Origin of the sequence: Streptomyces sp. NPDC047525, assembly GCF_040643025.1 — a bacterium.
Classification (GTDB): domain Bacteria; phylum Actinomycetota; class Actinomycetes; order Streptomycetales; family Streptomycetaceae; genus Streptomyces; species Streptomyces durmitorensis.
This window is the reverse complement of sequence record NZ_JBEYTL010000021.1, coordinates 88,742-109,922: the sequence shown is the minus strand read 5'-3', so window position 1 is coordinate 109,922 and position 21,181 is coordinate 88,742. Positions and strand designations below refer to the sequence as shown.

Annotated in this window: 19 protein-coding genes; 11 read left to right on the top strand and 8 right to left on the bottom strand. The window is 71.2% G+C overall.

All coding sequences use genetic code 11. The features are described 5' to 3' along the window. Positions 1-133: 133 nt before the first annotated feature. On the top strand, positions 134-985 hold the full coding sequence (locus ABZ833_RS39505; RefSeq protein ID WP_361057736.1) for a helix-turn-helix transcriptional regulator: 852 nt from the start codon (positions 134-136) through the stop codon (positions 983-985). Positions 986-1,011: 26 nt separating this feature from the next. Here ABZ833_RS39505 and ABZ833_RS39500 read toward each other — a convergent pair whose 3' ends face one another. Beyond that, entirely contained in the window at positions 1,012-3,201 is a 2,190-nt protein-coding gene (locus ABZ833_RS39500; protein WP_361057734.1) for an MMPL family transporter, read from the bottom strand. 133 nt (positions 3,202-3,334) lie between these two features. Here ABZ833_RS39500 and rpe point away from each other — a divergent pair, with 133 nt between their 5' ends. From rpe to ABZ833_RS39475, 5 genes are all read left to right on the top strand, one after another. After that, the gene (gene rpe / locus ABZ833_RS39495) at positions 3,335-4,021 is read left to right on the top strand and encodes a ribulose-phosphate 3-epimerase (protein WP_249591149.1); all 687 of its coding nucleotides are present in this window, start codon (positions 3,335-3,337) and stop codon (positions 4,019-4,021) included. Positions 4,022-4,227: 206 nt separating this feature from the next. Beyond that, positions 4,228-5,226 carry a sugar-binding domain-containing protein gene (locus ABZ833_RS39490; protein WP_249593136.1) on the top strand — a complete coding sequence of 333 codons (999 nt, stop codon included), beginning with the start codon at positions 4,228-4,230 and terminating at the stop codon, positions 5,224-5,226. Between the two features lie 92 nt (positions 5,227-5,318). Next, complete coding sequence (locus ABZ833_RS39485) at positions 5,319-5,726, top strand: ribonuclease domain-containing protein (RefSeq protein ID WP_361057731.1); 408 nt, start codon at positions 5,319-5,321, stop codon at positions 5,724-5,726. After that, complete coding sequence (locus ABZ833_RS39480; RefSeq protein WP_361057729.1) at positions 5,723-6,085, top strand: barstar family protein; 363 nt, start codon at positions 5,723-5,725, stop codon at positions 6,083-6,085. Before ABZ833_RS39485 ends, ABZ833_RS39480 begins: the two co-directional genes overlap by 4 nt. 174 nt (positions 6,086-6,259) lie before the next feature. Further along, on the top strand, positions 6,260-7,702 hold the full coding sequence (locus ABZ833_RS39475; RefSeq protein WP_361057727.1) for a GuaB1 family IMP dehydrogenase-related protein: 1,443 nt from the start codon (positions 6,260-6,262) through the stop codon (positions 7,700-7,702). Between the two features lie 70 nt (positions 7,703-7,772). Here ABZ833_RS39475 and ABZ833_RS39470 read toward each other — a convergent pair whose 3' ends face one another. The 3 genes from ABZ833_RS39470 to ABZ833_RS39460 are packed head-to-tail and all read right to left on the bottom strand — an operon-like array spanning position 7,773 to position 10,629. Beyond that, entirely contained in the window at positions 7,773-8,711 is a 939-nt protein-coding gene (locus ABZ833_RS39470; protein ID WP_361057725.1) for a GDSL-type esterase/lipase family protein, read from the bottom strand. Then, positions 8,708-9,517, bottom strand: a complete 810-nt coding sequence (locus ABZ833_RS39465) for an SDR family oxidoreductase (RefSeq protein ID WP_361057723.1) — start codon at positions 9,515-9,517, stop codon at positions 8,708-8,710. Before ABZ833_RS39465 ends, ABZ833_RS39470 begins: the two co-directional genes overlap by 4 nt. Continuing rightward, positions 9,514-10,629, bottom strand: coding sequence for an LLM class flavin-dependent oxidoreductase (locus ABZ833_RS39460; RefSeq protein ID WP_361057721.1), 1,116 nt, complete (start codon positions 10,627-10,629; stop codon positions 9,514-9,516). Before ABZ833_RS39460 ends, ABZ833_RS39465 begins: the two co-directional genes overlap by 4 nt. Before the next feature lie 307 nt (positions 10,630-10,936). On the opposite strand from ABZ833_RS39460, the gene ABZ833_RS39455 reads away from it, so the two are divergent. Together ABZ833_RS39455 and ABZ833_RS39450 are read left to right on the top strand one after the other, a co-directional pair. Next, entirely contained in the window at positions 10,937-12,406 is a 1,470-nt protein-coding gene (locus ABZ833_RS39455) for an amino acid permease (RefSeq protein WP_361057719.1), read from the top strand. A gap of 10 nt (positions 12,407-12,416) precedes the next feature. Next, positions 12,417-12,872, top strand: a complete 456-nt coding sequence (locus ABZ833_RS39450; RefSeq protein ID WP_190084898.1) for an Lrp/AsnC family transcriptional regulator — start codon at positions 12,417-12,419, stop codon at positions 12,870-12,872. A gap of 133 nt (positions 12,873-13,005) precedes the next feature. Here ABZ833_RS39450 and ABZ833_RS39445 read toward each other — a convergent pair whose 3' ends face one another. Further along, positions 13,006-13,668 carry a Repetin gene (locus ABZ833_RS39445; RefSeq protein WP_361057717.1) on the bottom strand — a complete coding sequence of 221 codons (663 nt, stop codon included), beginning with the start codon at positions 13,666-13,668 and terminating at the stop codon, positions 13,006-13,008. Positions 13,669-14,009: 341 nt separating this feature from the next. Here ABZ833_RS39445 and ABZ833_RS39440 point away from each other — a divergent pair, with 341 nt between their 5' ends. Together ABZ833_RS39440 and ABZ833_RS39435 are read left to right on the top strand one after the other, a co-directional pair. Further along, entirely contained in the window at positions 14,010-14,798 is a 789-nt protein-coding gene (locus tag ABZ833_RS39440) for a carbon-nitrogen hydrolase family protein (RefSeq protein WP_361057799.1), read from the top strand. 72 nt (positions 14,799-14,870) lie between these two features. Beyond that, the gene (locus ABZ833_RS39435; protein ID WP_361057715.1) at positions 14,871-16,565 is read left to right on the top strand and encodes an NAD(P)/FAD-dependent oxidoreductase; all 1,695 of its coding nucleotides are present in this window, start codon (positions 14,871-14,873) and stop codon (positions 16,563-16,565) included. A 105-nt stretch (positions 16,566-16,670) separates the two neighbouring features. On the opposite strand, the gene ABZ833_RS39430 is transcribed toward ABZ833_RS39435, so the two are convergent. Together ABZ833_RS39430 and ABZ833_RS39425 are read right to left on the bottom strand one after the other, a co-directional pair. After that, positions 16,671-17,603 carry an LLM class F420-dependent oxidoreductase gene (locus ABZ833_RS39430; RefSeq protein WP_361057713.1) on the bottom strand — a complete coding sequence of 311 codons (933 nt, stop codon included), beginning with the start codon at positions 17,601-17,603 and terminating at the stop codon, positions 16,671-16,673. Positions 17,604-17,691: 88 nt separating this feature from the next. Continuing rightward, a complete protein-coding gene (locus ABZ833_RS39425; RefSeq protein ID WP_361057711.1) occupies positions 17,692-18,396 on the bottom strand; it encodes a DUF5995 family protein in 705 nt (234 codons plus the stop codon). Between the two features lie 219 nt (positions 18,397-18,615). On the opposite strand from ABZ833_RS39425, the gene ABZ833_RS39420 reads away from it, so the two are divergent. Beyond that, the gene (locus ABZ833_RS39420; protein ID WP_361057797.1) at positions 18,616-19,740 is read left to right on the top strand and encodes a glycoside hydrolase family 6 protein; all 1,125 of its coding nucleotides are present in this window, start codon (positions 18,616-18,618) and stop codon (positions 19,738-19,740) included. On the opposite strand, the gene ABZ833_RS39415 is transcribed toward ABZ833_RS39420, so the two are convergent. Continuing rightward, on the bottom strand, positions 19,719-21,143 hold the full coding sequence (locus tag ABZ833_RS39415; protein WP_361057709.1) for a solute carrier family 23 protein: 1,425 nt from the start codon (positions 21,141-21,143) through the stop codon (positions 19,719-19,721). The genes ABZ833_RS39420 and ABZ833_RS39415 overlap by 22 nt on opposite strands. Between the last annotated feature and the right edge of the window lie 38 nt (positions 21,144-21,181).

The window sequence follows — 21,181 nt, the reverse complement described above, 5'->3', positions numbered from 1 at the left end:
CCTCCTGTGCTGGTGATCCGTTGCCGGGAACAAGACTGCGACCGCCGCGAGCCGGGGATAAGGGAAGGCACTTCCTGGGAACAGCAGTCCCACCCTGGCTGTTGGGCCGACCATGACGACCCGCACCGTGGACATGACGACCCGCACTGTGGGCACGCCCCGCACCGTGGACACCACACAGGAGCTGGCCGCGTTCCTGCGGACCCGGCGCGAACGCCTGGACCCGCTCGACTTCGGCCTGCCGGCGCGACGGCAGGCCCGGCGGACCCCGGGCCTGCGCCGCGAAGAGGTCGCCGAACTGGCCGGGGTCAGCGTCGACTACGTCGTGCGGCTGGAACAGGGCCGCGGGCTGCGGCCGTCGGCGGACGTGGTGGAGGCGCTGGCCGGTGCGCTGCGCCTGGCCCCCGGCGAACGCGCCTACCTCTTCGACCTGACCCGGCAGCGGCCCCGCAACGCCGACAAGCTCGCCACCACCGCGGCGCCGCCGCTGGCCCGGCTGGTCGCCGACCTGTCGCCGCTGCCGGCCATGCTGATGAACCACCGCTACGACATCCTGGCCTGGAACCCCGAAATGGCGAGGCTGCTCATCGATTTCGGGACTCTGCCGCCCGCGCGGCGCAATGCGATGTGGCTGTGCCTGATGCATCCGCAGATCCGTGCGTTCTATGTCGACCGGGAGCGCGTCGTGCGGGAGGGGATCGCGCACCTGCGTGCCGCGTGGGCCGCGCATCCCGATGACCGGGCGCTGACCGATCTCATCACCGAATTCACCGCGGGCGACGAGGAATTCGCGCGTATGTGGGCCGAGCGGGACATCAAGGTGAACGGCCGCGGGAGCAAGGTGATGCGGCATCCTGAGGTCGGCGAGATCGCCGTGCAATTCGAGGTGCTGATGCCCATCGAGGACCCGGACCAGCGGTTGGTGATCTACCGCGCCGCGGACGAGGAGAGCCAGTCGGCCCTGGACCTGCTGTGCGCGGGGTGACGTGGGGCGGAGTGAGGTAGGCCCGCCTACGCGTCGGGCGGAGGCGCGCTCGGCGGGCCGCCCGAGCGGGCGCCGACGGGCGTACGCACCGCAGGGTCCTTGCTCAGCGCGTGCGGCCACCACACCTTCGGCCCCACGTCCAGGAACAACGCCGTGACCAGGACAGACCGTACGACGAAGGTGTCGAGCAGGACGCCGAGCGCGACCGCGAAGCCGATCTCGGCGAACGCCACCATCGGGAGCGTGCCGAGCGCGGCGAAGGTGCCCGCGAGGACCAGACCCGCGGACGTGATGACCGCGCCGGTCGCGGCGAGGCCGGTCACGACGCCCGCACGGGTGCCCTGCCGGCCCGCCTCCTCACGGATGCGGGTCGACAGGAAGATGTTGTAGTCGATGCCGAGCGCCACCAGGAACACGAAGACGAAGAGCGGGAAGTCCGTGGACTCGCCCGCGTAGTCGAAGAGGTGGCGGAAGGCGAGCGCACTGATGCCGAGCGCGGCGGAGAAGGAGAGCACGACCGTCGCGATCAGGAGCAGCGGCGCGACCAGGGCGCGCAGCAGCACGGCGAGGATCAGCAGGACGACCAGCAGGACGAGCGGGATCACCAGCTTGTTGTCGTGGGCCGTGGCGCGGTCCATGTCCAGGAGGGCCGCCGTGCCGCCGCCCACCTGAGCGTCCGCGTCCGGCACCGCGTGCACCGCGTCGCGCACCCGCTCCACGGTCTGCTTGGCCGCCTCGCTGTCGGCGGGGTCGGTCGGCGTCGCCTCGAACAGGACCTTGCCCCCGGCCTCCGCCTTCGTCCCCGGCGGCACGCCGACGCTCGCCGGGTCCACGCCGCGCGTCTGGGCGACCACAGCGCGGACCTCCTCGCCCTGGCCGGCGTTGGCCACGATCACCAGCGGGTCGCCGCTGCCCGCGGGGAAGTACTCGGCCTGCACCTCCTGGCCCACGATCGAGTCCGGCTTGTCCGTGAACGAGTCCGCGTTGCTGAGCCCTTCGGCGCGCAGCTGCGTCAGGCCGAGCGCCAGGGCCGCGAGGACCACCGCCGTGATGCTCCAGGTCAGGCGCGGGCGGTGGGCGATGCGGCGGCCCATGCGGGCCCACACGCCGTGCTCGGTGGGCTCGTCCGAGCCGTTGTGCGGGATCAGCGGCCAGAAGAGCCACCGGCCGCAGACCACCAGGAGCGCGGGGAACAGGGACAGCATTACGAGCAGGGCGACCGCGACGCCGATCGCGGAGACAGGGCCCAGGCCCCGCGTCGAGTTCATGTCGGCGGTCAGGAGCACCAGCATGCTGACGACGACCGTGGCGCCCGACGCGATGACCGCGGGGCCCGCCCGGTGCAGGGCGAGCTGCATCGCCTCGTGCCGGTCCTCGTGGCGGCGCAGCTCCTCGCGGTAGCGGGCGACCAGGAGCAGGGCATAGTCCGTCCCCGCGCCGAAGACGAGGACCGTGAGGATGCCCGCGCTCTGGCCGTTGACCGTCAGACCGGCGTGCTCCGCCAGGAGGTAGATCAGCGCCTGCGCGGTGAAGAGGGAGACGACCGCCGCGATCAGCGGGACGAGCAGGAGGACCGGGCTGCGGTAGGTGATCAGGAGGATGATGACGACGACTCCGGCCGCCGAGAGGAGCAGCGTCGAGTCGATGCCCTCGAAGGCCTCGGAGAAGTCCGCCGACGTACCGCCGGGCCCGGTGACGTGCACCGTGAGCCCGCCCGTGCCCTGGCCCACGGTCTCCCGGATGGAGTCGACCGCGGGCGCGATCCGCTCCCAGCCCTTCTCGTCCATCGTGATGGGCACGAAGATCTGCGCCGCCTTGGCGTTCCCCGGATCCTTCGTGTCGAAGGCGGGCCCGCGGGTCTCCGCGCCGCGGATGCCATGGGCGCTCAGGGCCTTGAGCTCGCCGGCGTCCTCGGAGATCTGCGCCCGGTCATCGGCGGTGAGACCGCTCTCGCGGGCGTACACGACGATCGCGGGAATCTGCTCGGGCCTGAACTCCGCGGAGATGTCCAGGACTTGGGTCGACTCCGCGGAACCGGGCAGCCAGGACGACGCCTGGTTGTCCTGGGCGTCCGTGAGCTTCTGGGCGAGTGGCGCGGCGACCACGATCGCCACCAGCCAGAACAGCACCACGAGCCACTTGGTGCGCCGCCCGCACACCAGCCAGGCCACGCCGCGGCCCGTCCGGCGCTTTCCGTCCGACCGATCGTCTGGCATGGCTTACCCCCGCTGCCCCACGTGGTGCCGGTGGACCGCCCAGCATGGCACGCGGTCCATGGTCAAAGGAGCCGGTTGGCTCACGCTGCGGACCGCGGAAGGCAACCGGCGCAGGGCATGGCAGTCTTGGGGCATGGCCGTGCAGATCAACCCCAGCATCCTGTCCGCGGATTTCGCCCGTCTTGCCGAGGAGGCAACGGCGGTCGAAGGTGCCGACTGGCTCCATGTCGACGTCATGGACAACCACTTCGTCCCTAACCTCACCCTTGGGGTGCCGGTCGTAGAGTCCCTGGCCCGAGCGACGGACACGCCGCTGGACTGCCATCTGATGATCGAGGACGTCGATCGCTGGGCTCCGCAGTACGTCGAAGCGGGCGCCGGGTCCGTCACCTTCCACGTGGAGGCGGCCGCCGCACCCGTCCGCCTGGCCCGCGAGATCCGCGCCCAGGGCGCCCGCGCCTCCATGGCGCTGAAGCCCGCGACGCCCATCGAGCCCTACGAGGATCTGCTCTCAGAGCTCGACATGCTGCTGATCATGACCGTCGAGCCGGGGTTCGGCGGCCAGGCGTTCCTCGACATCATGCTCCCGAAGATTCGCCGCACCCGCGAGTTGATCAGCAAGCACGGCCTCGAGCTCTGGCTCCAGGTCGACGGCGGTGTCTCGGCCGCGACCATCGAGCGCTGCGCCGAGGCAGGCGCCGACGTCTTCGTGGCGGGCTCGGCCGTGTACGGGGCGAACGACCCCGCGGCGGCGGTACGTGCACTGCGCAGCCAGGCGTCCGGGGCGATGTCCACGGCGGCATGGGCATGCGGCCACTGAGCCACGGATACGTGAACGCAGTCCTTCAGGGCTGATCAAGTACGTCGGATCTGCAAGGATGAACGACGAACCCAGTTGCGCTGCGGCAATGCGCGTGAAGTCGTGGCAATGCGCGCGAAGCCGCACCAATGGGTGTGAATGCGTGAACGACAGTTGCTTGAAATGACAGTGAGGAGATCGTCGTGTCGACGGGCGGCCGGTCAGCCATGCGGATGGGACCCGCGGAGCTGGTGCAGGCGGCGGCCATGGCCCGCCGCTTCTATCTCGAGGGCAAGTCCAAGATCCAGATCGCCGAGGAGTTCGGCGTGAGCCGCTTCAAGGTGGCCAGGGTCCTTGAGACGGCTCTCGAGCGCGATCTCGTACGGATCGAGATCCGTGTGCCCGCCGAGCTGGACGCGGAGCGCTCGGACGCGCTCCGTGCCCGCTACGGCCTGCGGCACGCGGTCGTCGTCGAGTCGCCGTCCTCCGCCGACGAGGTCGAGGAGTCGCCCGACCCCGAGAACCTCGGCGAGGTCGCGGCCGATCTGCTCGGCGAACTGGTGACCGAGGGCGATGTGCTCGGCCTGGCGTGGGGGCGCTCGACCATCCACATGGCCGCGGCCCTCGACCAGCTGCCGCCGTGCACGGTCGTGCAGCTGACGGGTGTGTACGACGCCGGGACCGCCGAACGCGGTTCGGTCGAGGCCGTGCGGCGTGCCGCGCAGGTCTCCGGCGGCGAGGCCCACCCCATCTACGCGCCGATGCTCCTGCCGGACCCGGCCACGGCTGCCGCGCTGCGGAACCAGACCGGGATCGCGCGGGCGTTTGAGTACTTCGACAAGGTCACCGTCGCCGCCGTCTCGATCGGCTCCTGGGAGCCCGGCATCTCCACCGTCCACGACATGCTCAGCGACGAGGAGCGCGCGCACTACGCCTCGCTGGGTGTGGCCGCCGAGATGTCCGCGCACCTCTTCGACGCCGAGGGGCGTCGGGTCGGGCGTGACCTCGGGGAGCGGTGCATCACGGTCGAAGCCGACCGGCTCCGACGGATTCCTGAGGTCGTCGCCATCGCGGGCGGGCAGCGGAAGGCTGCCGCCATCGACGCGGTGCTGCGGTCCGGGCTCGTCACCAGCCTCGTCACGGACACGGCCGCGGCAGACCAGCTGCTTGTCATGGGGGCCACTCCGCACCCCGCGCTGGACCGGGCGGACCCGGACGGGAGCTGAGTCGTCCGCGGGCCGCGGGGGGCTGGTCGCGCAGTTCCCCGCGCCCCTTCGGGGCACTGCCGTGCAGGGTCGGCTGTGGCAGCATCTGCCCCATGGTGCTCCGCTTTGTCCCCCGTGTGCTGGGTGTGCTGCTGTGCTGTCTCGCGATCCTGGTCACGGGGTGTTCCTCGGGTGGTGGCGGCGAAGCGGAAAGCTCCGCCTCCGCCCCCGCCTGGGCCCGCGGCATGGCGACCGTCCCCGTCGACCGGCTGCCCGCCGAGGCCCGGCGGACCTTGCGGCTCATCGATGACGGCGGGCCCTTCCCGTACGAGAAGGACGGCTCGGTCTTCAGCAACTTCGAGCGGGAGCTGCCGCGCCGCGAACGCGGCTACTACCGCGAGTACACCGTGCGCACCCCCGGCGAACGCGACCGGGGCGCACGGCGGATCGTCACCGGGAGCGGCGGCGAGACCTACTACACCGACGACCACTACACGTCCTTCAAGGCGGTACTGAGATGACGTCCGAGCCGATGCAGCCCGTACTGGAGGCCGTCCGCGCCGCCGGCATGGCCACCGTCTCGCTCGACCTGAGCGGCGTGAGCGACAAGGCGGCCTTCATGGACCGCTGCGCCCGCGCGCTCGAGCTGCCCGACTGGTTCGGGCGCAACTGGGACGCGCTCGCCGACTGCCTCACCGACCTGGGATGGGCGCCCGCCGCACCCGGACGGCTGCTCGTCGTCAGCGGCTGGCAGGAGTACGCCGAGGCAGCGCCCCAGGAGTGGATCGTGGCCCAAGAGGTGTTCACCGACGCGGTCGAGTACGCCAGGGGGCGCGGGACGGGCCTGGAGATCGTTCTCGCGCTCGGCACCCGGGCCTGAGCGGACGGTGACCGTCGCGGCCGGTACTTGGAGGTTCCGACCAGGGCTCTCGCACCCCGGCTGGGTGATCATCCCAGGCGGTGCACCGCCCCGGACATGGGACACTGAAGTACGTGCTTTTCCCTCGGCCTAACTGTCCGGGGGCCACCTCTGATCGACTGGGATGAGCAGCACGTGCGTTTCCTCAATGACATCCAGCCTGCGTACGACCTGACGTACGACGACGTCTTCATGGTGCCGCGGCGCTCCGCCGTCGGATCGCGCCAGGGCGTGGACCTCTCGTCGCCGGACGGCACCGGCACCACGATCCCGCTGGTCGTCGCGAACATGACCGCGATCGCCGGACGCCGCATGGCCGAGACCGTCGCCCGCCGCGGCGGCCTCGTCGTGATCCCGCAGGACATTCCGATCGAGGTCGTCACCGAGGTCATCTCCTGGGTCAAGACGCGCCACCACGTCCTGGACACCCCGATCGTCCTGGCCCCCACGCAGACCGTCGCCGACGCGCTCGCCCTGCTGTCCAAGCGCGCGCACAACGCGGGCGTCGTCGTGGACGCCGACCAGAAGCCGATCGGCGTCGTCACCGACACGGACCTGAACGGCGTCGACCGCTTCACCCAGATCTCCGAGGTCATGTCCAGGGACCTCGTGCTCCTCGACGCGGACATCGACCCGCGCGACGCCTTCAACAAGCTGGACCACGCGAACCGCCGCTATGCCCCCGCCGTGGACAAGGACGGCCGCCTCGCGGGCATCCTGACCCGCACGGGCGCCCTGCGCGCGACGCTCTACTCGCCCGCCGTCGATGCCAACGGCAAGCTGCGCATCGCCGCCGCCGTCGGCATCAACGGCGACGTGGCGGCCAAGGCCAAGCAGCTCCTGGACGCGGGCGCGGACACGCTCGTCGTGGACACCGCGCACGGCCACCAGGAGTCGATGATCGCCGCGGTCAAGGCCGTGCGTGCGCTCGACCCGCAGGTGCCGATCGTCGCGGGCAACATCGTGGCCGCCGAGGGCGTGCGGGACCTGATCGAGGCCGGTGCCGACATCATCAAGGTGGGCGTGGGCCCCGGCGCCATGTGCACCACGCGCATGATGACCGGCGTCGGCCGCCCGCAGTTCTCCGCGGTGCTCGAATGCGCCGCCGAGGCCAAGAAGTTCGGCAAGCACGTGTGGGCCGACGGCGGTGTCCGCCACCCCCGTGACGTCGCCATGGCGCTGGCCGCCGGTGCGTCGAACGTCATGATCGGTTCGTGGTTCGCCGGGACGTACGAGTCCCCGGGCGACCTGCAGCAGGACGCCAACGGCCGCCTGTACAAGGAGTCGTTCGGCATGGCGTCGGCCCGCGCGGTCAAGAACCGCACGAGCGAGGAGTCGGCCTACGACCGCGCCCGCAAGGCGCTGTTCGAGGAGGGCATCTCGACCTCGCGGATGTTCCTGGACCCGGAGCGGCCCGGTGTCGAGGACCTGATCGACTCGATCATCGCGGGTGTCCGTTCCTCCTGCACGTACGCGGGCGCGGGGTCCTTGGAGGAGTTCGCGGAGCGGGCCACCGTGGGTGTGCAGAGTGCCGCGGGCTATGCGGAGGGCAAGCCTCTGCACGCCTCCTGGAGCTGACCGCTGCGCGGGGAGCTGCGTCGTTCGTCTGCGGATTCGCCGTGGCTGGTCGCGCAGTTCCCCGCGCCCCTTACGGGGCGTTGGTCGCCGCCACAGCCTTCGCCAGCAGGGCGTGGCCCTCGTCGCCCGGATGCACCCCGTCCACCAGGTGCCCGGCGTCCAGCAGTTCGCCGCCCGGCAGCAGATCGGTCCCCGCGTCCAGGGCCGCCCGCTCCACGGCGGTCCGCAGGTCCCGGAGCGTGGCGCCGAGTGCGTTCGGTGTCCTCTCGGCGTCCGGGCGGACCACGGGGGAGACCACCAGGAGAGGGACGTCCGGGTGGCCCCTGCGCACCAGGCCCAGGAACGCCCGCACCGTCTCGTGGAGCAGCCCCGCCGAATGCGGCGTACGCGACCAGCAGTTCGTGCCGAAGGCGACCGTGATCAAGTCGGCGTCCAGCGAGGCGAGTTGCTCGGCGCTCGCCACCTCCCCGCGTGCCGCGCCCGCGTACCCGAGGTTCACCGTCTCCACTCCGAGTGCCCGGCCCGCGAGCGCGGGCCACGCCAGATGGGGACGCGAGGCCGACCAGCCTTCCGCGATCGAGTCCCCGTAGACCAGCCAGCGCGGCCGGCGGTCGGCGGGTCGCAGGGTGCCGTCGACCGGGCGCACGCCGTGCAGGACGGGCCGCAGGGCTTCCGGCAGATGCAGGGTGAACTCGCCGTCGGGGCAAGGGAGATGGATCAGCGCCCGGTGTCCGCCGGGAGCCGCGGGGGTGTCCACGCAGTCCTCGCCCGCGAGAAGCGTGAACACCGCGGGCACGTCACGGTACGAGTCCGTCTGCGAGGGCTCCGACGCGGTGTACTCGACCTCCACCGCGCTCACTCCCCGCGCGGTGAACTCCAGCCTGACCCCGGCCGGGACGCCCGCCCGCTCCCATGTGTCCGCGGGCAGCCGATCCCGGTCAGCCGGGTCGGCGCGCACCACCCGGCCGTCCTCGGTCCACCAGGGCGCGCCCCGCACGAACTCCCTCACCGTGCACCCCCGATGGTCGGATAGGGGAACTTCACGCCCACCCCGCCGTCCACGACGAGCGTCTGCCCGGTGACGTACGAGGACAGCGGCGAGGCGAAGAAGAGCAGGGCGGACGCGATGTCCGAGGTCTCGGCCACCCGGCCGAGCGGGGCGTTGCGGGCGTTGCGCGCACGGCCTTCCTCGCCGATCAGGGCGGCCACGCGCGGCGTCCAGACGACGCCGGGCGCCACCGCGTTGACCCGTACACCGCGTGGGCCGTACTCCACCGCCGCCGAGCGGACCAGGGAGATCAGGCCCGCCTTGGCCGCGCCGTACGCGGCGTGCAGGGGCGCCGCCGTCAGGCCCGACACCGACGCGACGAAGACGAGGGGGCCGCCGCCCGCTTCGGCCAGCGCCTGCCCGCCGTACTGGACCGCGAGCCAGGCGTGCCGCAGGACGAGGGAGAAGTGCCAGTCCCAGGACGCGTCGTCCAGCTCGTCCAGGGGCGTGTAGCGGGCCATGCCCACGATGTCGACGACACCGCCGACCTCGCCCAACTCCCGGCGTGCGTAAGCGAAGAGCTCCCGTACCTCGTGGCGGCGCGTCACGTCCGCGACGTACGCGATGGCGCCCGTCTCGGCCGCGACCGCTTCGGCGCGGCTCTTGTCGAGATCCACGCACAGGACCCGCGCGCCCGCGGCCGTGAGCGCGTGGGCGGTCTGGCGGCCGATGCCGTTGCCCGCGCCGAGCAGGACGAAGGCCCGGTCGTCCAGGCGGTGGAGGGCGGCGTAGTCGGGGACGGGCGAGGTGTCGAGGGGCTCGCTCACGGTGCCGTCCGCCGGGGCCTGTACGACGCCAGTTCCGGGATGACTTCCTTGCCCAGGATCTCGATCGTGCGCAGGATCTCCCGGTGCTCCAGATAGCCCCACTGGACGTAGCAGATGAGCTGGTCGATGCCGAGGTCGGCGTAGTGCTTGGCCTTGCGGACGATCGTCTCCGCGTCGCCGATGAGGATCATGTCGCCGTCGTTGAACTCCTCGACGGGGACGCTCCCTTCGATGATCGGGGTGAGGAGGGGGAAGGTCCGCTCGCGCTCCTCGGCGGTCAGGTGCGGCAGCTCCCAGTCGAGCGTGAACTGGGCCAGGTTGCGGTACCACCAGGCCACCGAGTCCCAGACCCTGCGCGAGGGGCGGTCCGCCACGTGCACCAGCGTGTACGCGCTGACGCGGTCCGTGGTGACGTCCGTGAGGGGGGACGGCGTGCGCGCCGCCGCGCGGTAGGCGGCGACCTGACGGGCCATCGCGTCGAGCGGCTGCATGATCGAGAAGGAGAGCAGGCCGAGGCCCGCCGCACCCGCCACCTCCGCCGAGCCGGGTGACGTCGCCGCCATCCAGCACGGCGGATGCGGGTCCTGGACCGGCTTCGGCGTGACCATCCGGCGGGGGAAGGAGAACCGCTCGGACTCGTAGGCGAAGTACTCCTCGCGCCACATGCCCGTCACGATCTCGATCGCCTCGCGCCAGTCGGACCGCGACTGCTCCCTGTCGACCCCAAAGGCCGTCTGCTCCATGGGAGTCGAGCGGCCCGTGCCCCACTCCACGCGCCCTTCCGAGAGCACGTCCACCGCCGCCACCTTCTCCGCGATCCGCTGCGGGGGAGTGAAGCCGAAGGGGGTGAGGGTGACGCCGAAGCCGAGGCGTATCCGCTCGGTGAGCGCCGCGAGATGGCCGAGGAGCACCTCGGGTGCCGGGCAGTGCGAGCGGCCCTCGCGGAAGTGGTGCTCCACGGCCCACACCGTGCGGAACCCGACCCGGTCCGCGAGCCGGATCTGCTCCACGGCCTCGCGGTAGGCGCGCTGCTCGGCGGTGCGCTGCCCGTGCGGATGGGGTCCGTTCCAGGGCTTCGGTACGTCGATCTCGTACAGCACATCGAGGTCCATGGCCTGCTGCCTCCCTCTCGACCGGGGTGCACGATGGGGGAGATCTGACGAAGTGTCAATGACCGTCAGGGGGCCTCGGCGCGCAACGGACGAAACGGACCGCGCAACGAAGACCCGCAGGAAGGGGATGTACGCAACGATCATGCGGGCCTGCGCAAGGTTGCTGCATTACGTACGTGAAGAACGCCTCATAGAGTCATCCGCTGTACGTGGTGTGGCGGGGACCGCCTGCTCGGCGGTCCCCATCCATGCGTGGGGCCTGCCGCCGGTCCCGCCGCCCTGACCGGCAGCGATGAAGGAGCCACGCGTGCTCGACCAAGGCGCACCCCCGCAGAACCGCCCAAGCCCCCCGGGGGTCACGGGACTTGGCCGCCGCTTGATGCGGCGCAAGCCGGTGGAACTCCTGGTCGCGGAGGGCGGCCAGGGTGAGGGCGGCTCGCTGCGGCGCTCCCTCGGCATGTGGCAGCTGACCATGATCAGCATCGGCGCCACGCTCGGCACCGGCATCTTCGTCGTCCTCGGCGAGAGCGTCCCCAAGGCCGGGCCCGCCGTCACGATCTCCTTCGTGATCGCCGGACTCACCGCGCTCTTCTCCGCGCTCTCGTATGCCGAGCTCGCGGGCTCCATACCGGTCGCGGGTTCCTCGTACTCATACGCGTACGCAACGATGGGTGAACTCATCGCCTGGGTCTGCGGCTGGTGCCTGGTCCTGGAGTACGGCGTATCGGTCGCGGCGGTCGCCGTCGGCTGGGGCGAATACCTCAACGAGCTGCTCGACGGGACCATCGGCGTCACGATCCCGGACGCGCTCTCCGCGGCGCCCGGTGAGGTCGACGGCGCCATCATCAACCTGCCCGGCCTGATCGTCGTGCTGCTCGCCATGGTGTTCCTGCTCGGCGGCGCCAAGGAGTCGGCGACGGCCAACACGATCATGGTCATCGTGAAGATCGCCGCGCTCGTGCTCTTCTGCACCATCGGCTTCATGGGCTTCAAGTCCGGCAACTACTCGGACTTCATGCCGCTCGGCACGGCCGGAGTCAGCGCCGCGGCGGCGAGCCTCTTCTTCTCGTACATCGGCTTCGACGCCGCCTCCACCGCCGGTGAGGAAGCGAAGAACCCGCAGCGCGACCTGCCCCGCGCGATCATGCTCTCGCTGATCATCGTCACGGCCCTCTACGTCCTGGTCGCCGCGGTCGCCGTCGGTGCCTGGAACTGGACGGACTTCGAGGGCTCCGAGGCCACGCTTGCCGCGATCATGAACGACGTCACCGGTCAGAGCATGTGGGGCACGATCCTCGCCGCGGGCGCGGTCATCTCCATCGCGTCCGTCGTCCTGACCGTGCTCTACGGCCAGACCCGCGTCCTGTTCGCCATGTCCCGCGACGGCCTGGTGCCCAAGGTGTTCGGCAAGGTCAGCAAGAAGACCGGCACGCCCCGCGTGAACACCGTCATCGTGTCGCTGTTCTGCGGCGCGCTCGCCTCGGTCATCCCGCTCGGCAAGCTCGTCGACGCCACCAGCATCGGTACGCTCTTCGCCTTCGGCCTGGTCAACATCGCGGTGATCGTGCTGCGCCGGACCCGCCCGGACATGCCCCGCACCTTCCGGGTGCCGCTGGGCTGGCTCTTCCCGGTGCTCGGCTTCGGCTTCTGCGCCTACAACATGTTCAGCCTCGACTCCATCACCTGGACGGTCTTCGGTGTCTGGATGGCCGTCGGCCTCGTGTTCTACTTCCTGTACGGCATGAGCCGCTCCCGATTGGCCTCCGCAGAGAAGTGATCCACCCCCAGTGCGACTGAACGATCTCGACGAACGCATCGTGCACGCCCTCGCCGAGGACGCCCGCCGTTCCTACGCCGACATCGGCCAGCTGGTCGGGCTCTCCGCGCCCGCCGTGAAGCGGCGCGTGGACCGGCTCCGGGAGACCGGGGCGATCACGGGATTCACCGTGCGGGTCGACCCGGCCGCGCTCGGCTGGGAGACCGAGGGGTTCATCGAGATCTACTGTCGCCGCAACACCTCGCCGGAGGCGATCCGGCGGGGGCTCGAGCGTTATCCGGAGATCGCGTCCGCCTCCACCGTCACTGGGGAGGCGGACGCCGTCGTCCAGGTCTTCGCGGCCGACATGCGGCATTTCGAGCGCGTGCTGGAGCGGATCGCGGGGGAGCATTTCGTGGAGCGCACGAAGTCCGTGCTGGTGCTTTCGCCTCTGATGCGGAGATTCTCTTCGGGGTCGCCTGCGTAAGCGCTCCGCTGGATGGGCGGTCCGGACACTGCGGGTCGTTCGTGGCTGGTCGCACAGTTCCCCGCGCCCCTTCGGGGCGCTCCCCCACCCTGTACGGGTGGCTCCCCGGCTCCGTGGCTGTCGCGGCCGGGCGTCAGTTCGTCGGGTACGGCACCTTCCACGGCACGACGTCGAAGTCGCCGGTGCCCTTCTTGACCTTCTCGTGCGGCGCGGAGCTCGTGCACTTGGTCAGCTTCTTGGTGTTGTCGGGGGCGCCCGTCGCGGCCCAGCTGTACCCCACGCGGTCCTGCTCGCCCTGGTCGTGGACGGTGAAGCCGACGCGGCCGCCCTTGATCTGCTTCAGGTTCGTGTCCGTGATGATGCCGGTCGCCGTGGCGACCTTGCCGCCGGTCATCAGGCAGTCGATGCGGCCCTTCGCCCAGCCGCCCTCGCCGCCCGGCTTGTCCAGGTGGACGAAGCTGAAGGTGCCGGTCGCCTTGGTCGGGTCACCGTTGTTCTTCGCCGCCAGGTGCGCGTCGAAGGTGAACGTCACGTCCTCGGTGGTCTTGCGGTACATCTTCGCCTTGCCGGTGAGCGCGGCCGCCTCACGGGGCTTGGCCTGGGCGTCGGTGTGTGACGCGGAGCGCGCTGTGCCCGTGCCGGGGTGCGCGGTGCCGGTGTGCGCAGTGCTGGGGCGCGCCGCGTCGTCGCCGGATGCGACGGCCACGCCCGCCGCCCCGGCGGTCAGCAGCAGCGCGGCGCCCACGGCGATGGCGCGGGGGTGGTTGCGGTGGCGGGGCGAGGTCGTGCGGCTCATGGGAGCCCTCCGTCTTCGAGGCCGTTCACCCGGCGTTTCCGGGTGAGATCACGCTCTCGCGGAAGGGGGGTATGGCACGTCCGGCCATGGGCGGGACCCCGCTTCCGCCGCGCGGCGGGGGCCCGAGGCGGACCTCTGCGCCTGGAGGTGGACACCCCCGATACCCGAGGCGCACGGCGCCGCGCAACGAATCGCCGTTCAGGGCCCCGCACGCGCAACGGATCGAGCGGCTGCCCGCAACGCTCGCGCCTTGTCCGGCCGGGCCCGCCGACCGTACGGTCTAACGGTCCCCACCAGTCCGTCCGTCCCTTCGCATGCCCCGAGGTCCCGCCATGCCCCCGCTGCGCACCGCCCTGCTCCAGAGCTCGGGCCGCCCCGGCTCCGTCGCCGCCAATCTGAAGGCGCTCGACGAGGCCGCTGCCCGTGCCGCCGCGGCGGGCGCGGGTCTCCTGGTGGCCCCGGAGATGTACCTCACCGGGTACGCGATCGGCGACGACGTGGCACGCCTCGCCGAGCCCGCCGACGGGGCGTCCGCCGCCGCGATCGCCGAGACCGCCGTACGCCACGGCGTCGCGGTCGCCTACGGCTACCCGGAGCGGGACGGCGAGCAGGTCTTCAACTCCGTCCAGCTGATCGGCCCCGACGGCGCGCGGCTTGCGAACTACCGCAAGACCCACCTCTTCGGCTGCTTCGAGCGCGACTCCTTCACGCCCGGTGAACAGGCCGTCGTACAGGCGGAGCTGGGCGGTCTGCGGATCGGCCTGATGATCTGCTACGACGTGGAGTTCCCGGAGAACGTCCGCGCGCACGCCCTCGCGGGCACCGACCTGCTGCTCGTGCCCACGGCCCAGATGCACCCCTTCCAGTTCGTCGCCGAGTCCGTCGTGCCGGTGCGGGCCTTCGAGAACCAGATGTACGTCGCGTACGTCAACCGGGTCGGCAAGGAAGGGGAGTTCGAGTTCGTCGGGCTCTCCACGCTGGCCGGTCCCGACGGAGTCGCGCGCACCCGCGCCGGACGCGACGAGCAGCTGGTGTTCGCCGACGCCGACCCGGCCTTCCTCGCCGCGTCGCGCGAGGCCAACCCCTATCTGCGAGACCGCCGCCCGGGTCTGTACGCGTCCCTGATCTGAGCCTCCCCCCACCTCCCCCCGAGCCTGCCCTTCTTCTTCTGTTCTGCCGTTCCCGCAAGGAGTCCGTACCTCATGACGTCCACGGTGCCCACCGCCGTCCAGCACACCGACGCGCAGCCGCCGATCACCATGTTCGGTCCGGACTTCCCTTACGCGTACGACGATTTCCTCGCGCACCCGGCGGGCCTTGGCCAGATACCCGCGACCGAGCACGGCACGGAGGTCGCGGTCATCGGCGGCGGTCTGTCCGGCATCGTGGCGGCGTACGAACTGATGAAGATGGGCCTCAAGCCCGTCGTCTACGAGGCCGACCAGATCGGCGGCCGGCTGCGCACCGTCGGGTTCGAGGGCTGTGACGGCGACCTGACCGCCGAGATGGGCGCGATGCGCTTCCCGCCGTCCTCGACGGCGCTCCAGCACTACATCGACCTGGTGGGCCTCAAGACCCAGCCCTTCCCCAACCCGCTCGCGGAGTCGACCCCCTCGACGGTCGTCGACCTCAAGGGCGAGTCCCACTACGCGACGTCCGTCGACGACCTGCCCCAGGTCTACCGCGACGTGATGAACGCCTGGAACTCCTGCCTGGAGGAGGGCGCCGACTTCTCCGACATGAACCGCGCCCTGCGCGAGCGCGACGTGCCGAAGATCCGCGAGATCTGGTCCAAGCTCGTCGAGAAGCTCGACAACCAGACCTTCTACGGCTTCCTCTGCGAGTCCGAGGCCTTCAAGTCCTTCCGGCACCGCGAGATCTTCGGCCAGGTCGGCTTCGGCACGGGCGGCTGGGACACCGACTTCCCGAACTCCATCCTGGAGATCCTGCGCGTCGTCTACACCGAGGCTGACGACCACCACCGCGGCATCGTCGGCGGCAGCCAGCAGCTGCCGCTGCGCATGTGGGACCGCGAGCCGCAGAAGATCGTGCACTGGGAGCCCGGCACGTCCCTGAGCTCGCTGCACGAGGGCGGTGTGCCCAAGCCCGCCGTGACCCGTCTGGACCGCACCGCGGGCAACCGCGTCACCGTCACCGACTCCTCGGGCGACATCCGCACCTACCAGGCGGTGATCTTCACCGCCCAGTCCTGGATGCTGCTCTCCAAGATCGCGTGTGACGACACGCTCTTCCCCATCGACCACTGGACGGCGATGGAGCGCACCCACTACATGGAGTCCTCCAAGCTCTTCGTCCCGGTCGACCGGCCGTTCTGGCTGGACAAGGACGAGGAGACCGGCCGTGACGTCATGTCGATGACGCTCACCGACCGCATGACGCGCGGCACCTACCTCCTGGACGACGGCCCGGACAAGCCCGCGACCATCTGCCTCTCCTACACCTGGTGCGACGACAGCCTGAAGTGGCTGCCGCTGTCGGCGAACGAGCGCATGGAGGTCATGCTCAAGTCGCTCGGCGAGATCTATCCCAAGGTCGACATCCGCAAGCACATCATCGGCAACCCGGTGACGGTGTCGTGGGAGAACGAGCCCTACTTCATGGGCGCCTTCAAGGCGAACCTGCCGGGCCACTACCGCTATCAGCGGCGTCTGTTCACGCACTTCATGCAGGGCTCGTTGCCCGAGGACAAGCGGGGGATCTTCCTCGCCGGTGACGACATCTCCTGGACGGCCGGGTGGGCCGAAGGCGCCGTGACGACCGCCCTGAACGCCGTGTGGGGCGTCATGCATCACCTCGGCGGGGCCACGGACGGGACCAACCCTGGTCCCGGGGACGTGTACGACGAGATCGCTCCCGTCGAGCTGCCCGAGGACTGATCGGCAGCGCCGTTTCGCCTGGGCGCGTGGGAATCTGCCCGGCCGTCGTGGCTGGTCGCGCAGTTCCCCGCGCCCCTGGGGTGCGCCCCTTCGGGGCCCGCCCCCCTATACCCCGGCTGCCCTCGCCGCCTCGTACACCTCCGCCGCCAGATCCTTCAGCTCCTCCGCGTCCCGCGCGCTGCCCGCGAGCTCGATGAGGATCTCCTCCACCGCGCCCACCGAGGCGTGCGCCTCGATGTCCTCGACGATCTGCGCGACGTTGCCCCGGAAGGGGGCGCGCTTCTCGCCCTCGTACGCGGTCGGCGTGTACCGGGCGTTGACCCGCAGGACGCTCTGGACCGGTTCCGTACGGCCCCGCTCGGCGGCCAGGTCCTTCAGCGTCTGGGCCTGCTCGGCAAGCTGCGCGGCGCCCGTGCCGATCGGCATCCAGCCGTCGGCGCGGTCGACGAGCCTGCGCAGGGCGCGCGGGCTGTTGGCGGGCAGCAGGATCGGGATGGGGCGCGCGGGCTTGGGGCCGACCACCGAGGGCGCGATCGTCGTCAGCTCCCCTTCGTACGACACCGGGTCCGGGCCCCACACCGCGTGGCAGACGTCGATCAGCTCGTCCAGGACCTTGCCGCGCCGGTTGAAGGGGGCCACTCCCGCGGCCGCGTACTCGTCGTGCGACCAGCCCGTGCCGAGGCCCGCGACGACGCGGCCGCCGCTCGCCGCGTCCAACGTGGCGAGGGAGCGCGCCAGTTGGAACGGCACGTGCAGCGGGGCGACCAGCACGCTGGTGCCCAGGCGGGCCCGCTCGGTGGCCGCGGCGGCGAGCGTCAGCGTGATCAGCGGGTCGGCCACCGAGCGGTACGTGTCGGGCCAGGGCAGGCCCTCGATGCCGTACAGACCCTGGGTCGCGGGCTCGGGGAACAGGACGCGTTCATAGACCCACAGGCTCTCGTACCCGATCTCCTCGGCCGCGCGGGCCACGGCCGGGACGTCACGGCCGATGTGATACTGCCGGCCCTGCGGGAGGCCGAGTCCGAGTCGTGTGGCCATGCTGGTGCTCCTTCGCATCCGGGGTCACTGCATTCAACGTACAGCTATCGCCGGGGAGTTCCTCGGCGGCGGACGCGGGGCGGCCGGATCAGTCGGGCAGGGGCGTCAGCAGCATCCGGCCCACCAGGCCGACCGCTCCGTCGAGGCGGCCCTGGAACTCCTCGGCGACTGAGGGCAGTTCGCGCAGGGCCCGCAGCGCGAGCGCCGTCGCCCACGCGCTGTCCCTGGCCCGCTCCAGGCTCCAGGAACCCAGCAGGTGGGTCAGCGGGTCGGCGATCTGGAAGAGGTCGGGACCCGGCATCAGCTCTTCGCGGATGCGCTCCTCCAGCGAGACGAGGATGTCGCCCACGCGGTCGAACTCGTCCTCCAGGTCCGCCGGTTCGCAGCCGAGCGTACGACAGGCGTCCATGACGGCCAGCGGAAGGTCGTGCCCGATGTGCGCATTGATGCCCGCGAGAGCGAACTGCAGGGGGCGTACGCCGGGATGGCGCCGCAGCTGGAACAGCGGACGCCAGCACGCGGGCGGTCTGCGGTCGGCGGCCACCGTCTCGACCGCCGTCAGATAGCGCTCGGCGAACAGGACGTCCAGCGTGATCGCGGCTCCGGTGTCCGGGAATCGCCCCCTGTCGACGTGCCGGCCGACCTCTTCGGTGACCGCGAGATAGACCCGGTTGAAGACCCCGACCCCGTCGCCCGAGGGGAAGCCGGCGCCCAGCGCGCGCATCCGCGTCACCACGCCGTCAACCCCGTGTGCCGAGCCTGTGAACTCCGCGAACCGCTCCAACTGCGCCATGGTGGCAGGGTCCCAGTCCTAGGCTGGCCGGAATGCCGCCGCACCGGCCGCTTCCCCAGAACGAGGGAACGGCGACCGTGTGTGCCCCTGGGGAGGGGAGCCGGCGCGCCGTGTCAGGGGGACACGGGGGAGGGGAGGGGCAGCATCGTGTCAGGCAACCGCGCGCGATATCGCGCCGAACGGCGGGCCGGACGAAGGCGCGCCGCCCGCCATGGGGTCATGGTCGCGGCGGCTTCGGTCGTGGCCGCGGTGGGCACCGTCGCCGGAATGGTCTCCGCCCTGGACGAGGGCGGCGGCAAGGACCGGGCGCGCCCGAAGGTGACGAAGTCACCGACGCTCGAACCGCTGCCCGCGGTGCCGACGCCGTCCGCGTCGGCGTCATCGGCGGAGCCGTCGCCCGTGAAGTCCTCCGCGTCGCCGGTACCGAAGCCCAAGCCGAAGCCTTCGACCCCGCGTCCGAAGAGGACCACCGCCGACCCCTCGGCCAACTCCCTCTACCGGCACGGTGATTCGCAGGTCATCGACTGGGTCAGGGCGCACCGGGGTGATCCGCGCCGCCCGCTGATCGAGTCCCGGATCGCCGACCGCCCCGCCGCCGTGTGGTTCGCGGAGTACGCGCCGGGGACCATCACCTCGCGGGTGCGCGCGGTGTCGTCGGGCGCCGGGAGCCGGGTGCCCGTCGTCGTGCCGTACGCGATACCGGACCGCGACTGCGGGGGCGCGTCGCAGGGCGGTGCGCCGGACCTCGCGGCGTACGACGCGTGGATCGGGAAGTTCGCCGCGGGCCTCGGCTCCGGCGAGGTCATCGTCATCCTCGAACCGGACGCGATCGCGCTCTCCGAATGCCTCTCGGCGAAGCAGCGCACCGCGCGCTACGCCTCGCTCGCCCGCGCGGGGCGCACCCTCAAGGCCGCCAACCCCAGGGCCAGGGTCTACTTCGACGCAGGGCACTCGGGCTGGAACGCCGCGGCCAAGCAGGCCGGGCGGCTGCGTGCGGCGGGCGCCGCTTCGGCCGCGTCGTCCGACGGCATCTTCACGAACGTCTCGAACTTCCACCGCACCGGCGACGAGGCCGCCTATGCCCGCAAGGTCCTGTCCGCGCTCGGCGGCCCGCCCGGCCTGGGCGCCGTCATCGACACGAGCCGCAACGGCAACGGCGCCCCCGCTGACGGCGAGTGGTGCGACCCGGCGGGACGGGGGCTCGGACCGAGCCCGACGCTGCGGACCGGCGTGGCCCGTGTCGACGCCTATCTGTGGATCAAACTGCCGGGCGAGTCCGACGGCTGCAAGGGCGCACCGGGGACGTTCACGCCCGGCTACGCCTACGACTTGGCGCGCGGCTGAGAGCCGTCGGCGCCCGCTTCCGGGGACCCGTCGCCTTCGTCGTACGTGGACGTGCCCGAATCGAGCAGCGGTTCCTGCGACTTGAGGTGCGGCGGGGCGAAGGCGCGCAGGACGTGATAGCCGGTGATGACGACGATCGTGCCGAGCGCGATGCCGCTCAGCTCGAAGTTGTCGCTGATCTTCAGCGAGACGCCGCCGACGCCGATGATGATGCCCGCCGCGGCCGGGACGAGGTTCAGCGGATTGCGCAGATCCACCCCGGCGTTGATCCAGATCTGGGCGCCGAGCAGTCCGATCATGCCGTAGAGGATGACGGTGATGCCGCCGAGCACGCCGCCCGGAATGGCCGCCACGACCGCGCCGAACTTGGGGCAGAGGCCGAAGAGCAGGGCGAAGCACGCGGCGGCCCAGTACGCGGCCGTGGAGTAGACGCGGGTCGCGGCCATCACGCCGATGTTCTCGGAGTACGTCGTGTTGGGCGGGCCGCCGACCGCCGTGGAGAGCATGGAGGCGGCGCCGTCGGCGGAGATCGCCGTGCCGAGCTTGTCGTCCAGGTTGTCGCCGGTCATCTCGCCGACCGCCTTGACGTGCCCGGCGTTCTCGGCGACGAGCGCGATGACCACGGGCAGGGCGACGAGGATCGCCGACCACTCGAAGCTCGGCGCGTGGAAGGACGGCAGGCCGATCCAGTCGGCGTTGCCGACGGCGGAGAGGTCCAGACGCCAGTGGTCGACGACCTTGCCCGAGCCGTCCGCCGAGTGGATCTTGCCGAAGACCAGGTCGAGGGCCCAGGACAGGGCGTATCCGAAGATCAGCCCCAGGAAGATCGCGACACGTGACCAGAATCCGCGCAGGCACACCACGGCCAGACCGGTGAACAGCATCACCAGGAGCGCCGTCCACTGGTCCTGCGGCCAGTACGTGGAGGCGGTGACCGGCGCCAGATTGAAGCCGATCAGCATGACGACGGCGCCGGTGACGATCGGCGGCATCGCGGCATGGATGATCCGCGCCCCGAACTTCTGGACGGCGAGGCCCACCAGGAACAGCGCCGCGCCGACCACGAAGACCGCGCCCGTCACGGTCGCGGAGGAGCCGCCCTGTGCGCGGATGACCGCGGCCACGCCCACGAAGGAGAGCGAACAGCCCAGGTAGCTGGGCACCCTGCCGCGCGTGGCGAGCAGGAAGATGACGGTCGCGACGCCCGACATCATGATCGCGAGGTTCGGGTCGAGGCCCATCAGGACGGGCGCCACGAACGACGCGCCGAACATGGCGACGACGTGCTGGGCGCCGAGCCCGAAGGTGCGCGGCCACGAGAGCCGCTCGTCGGGACGGACGACGGCTCCGGGCGCGGGGGTGCGCCCGTCGCCGTGAAGCCTCCAGCGCACGCCGAGATCCATGGTTCTGTTCCGCCTTCTGTGCGCCCGACTTTGTCAAG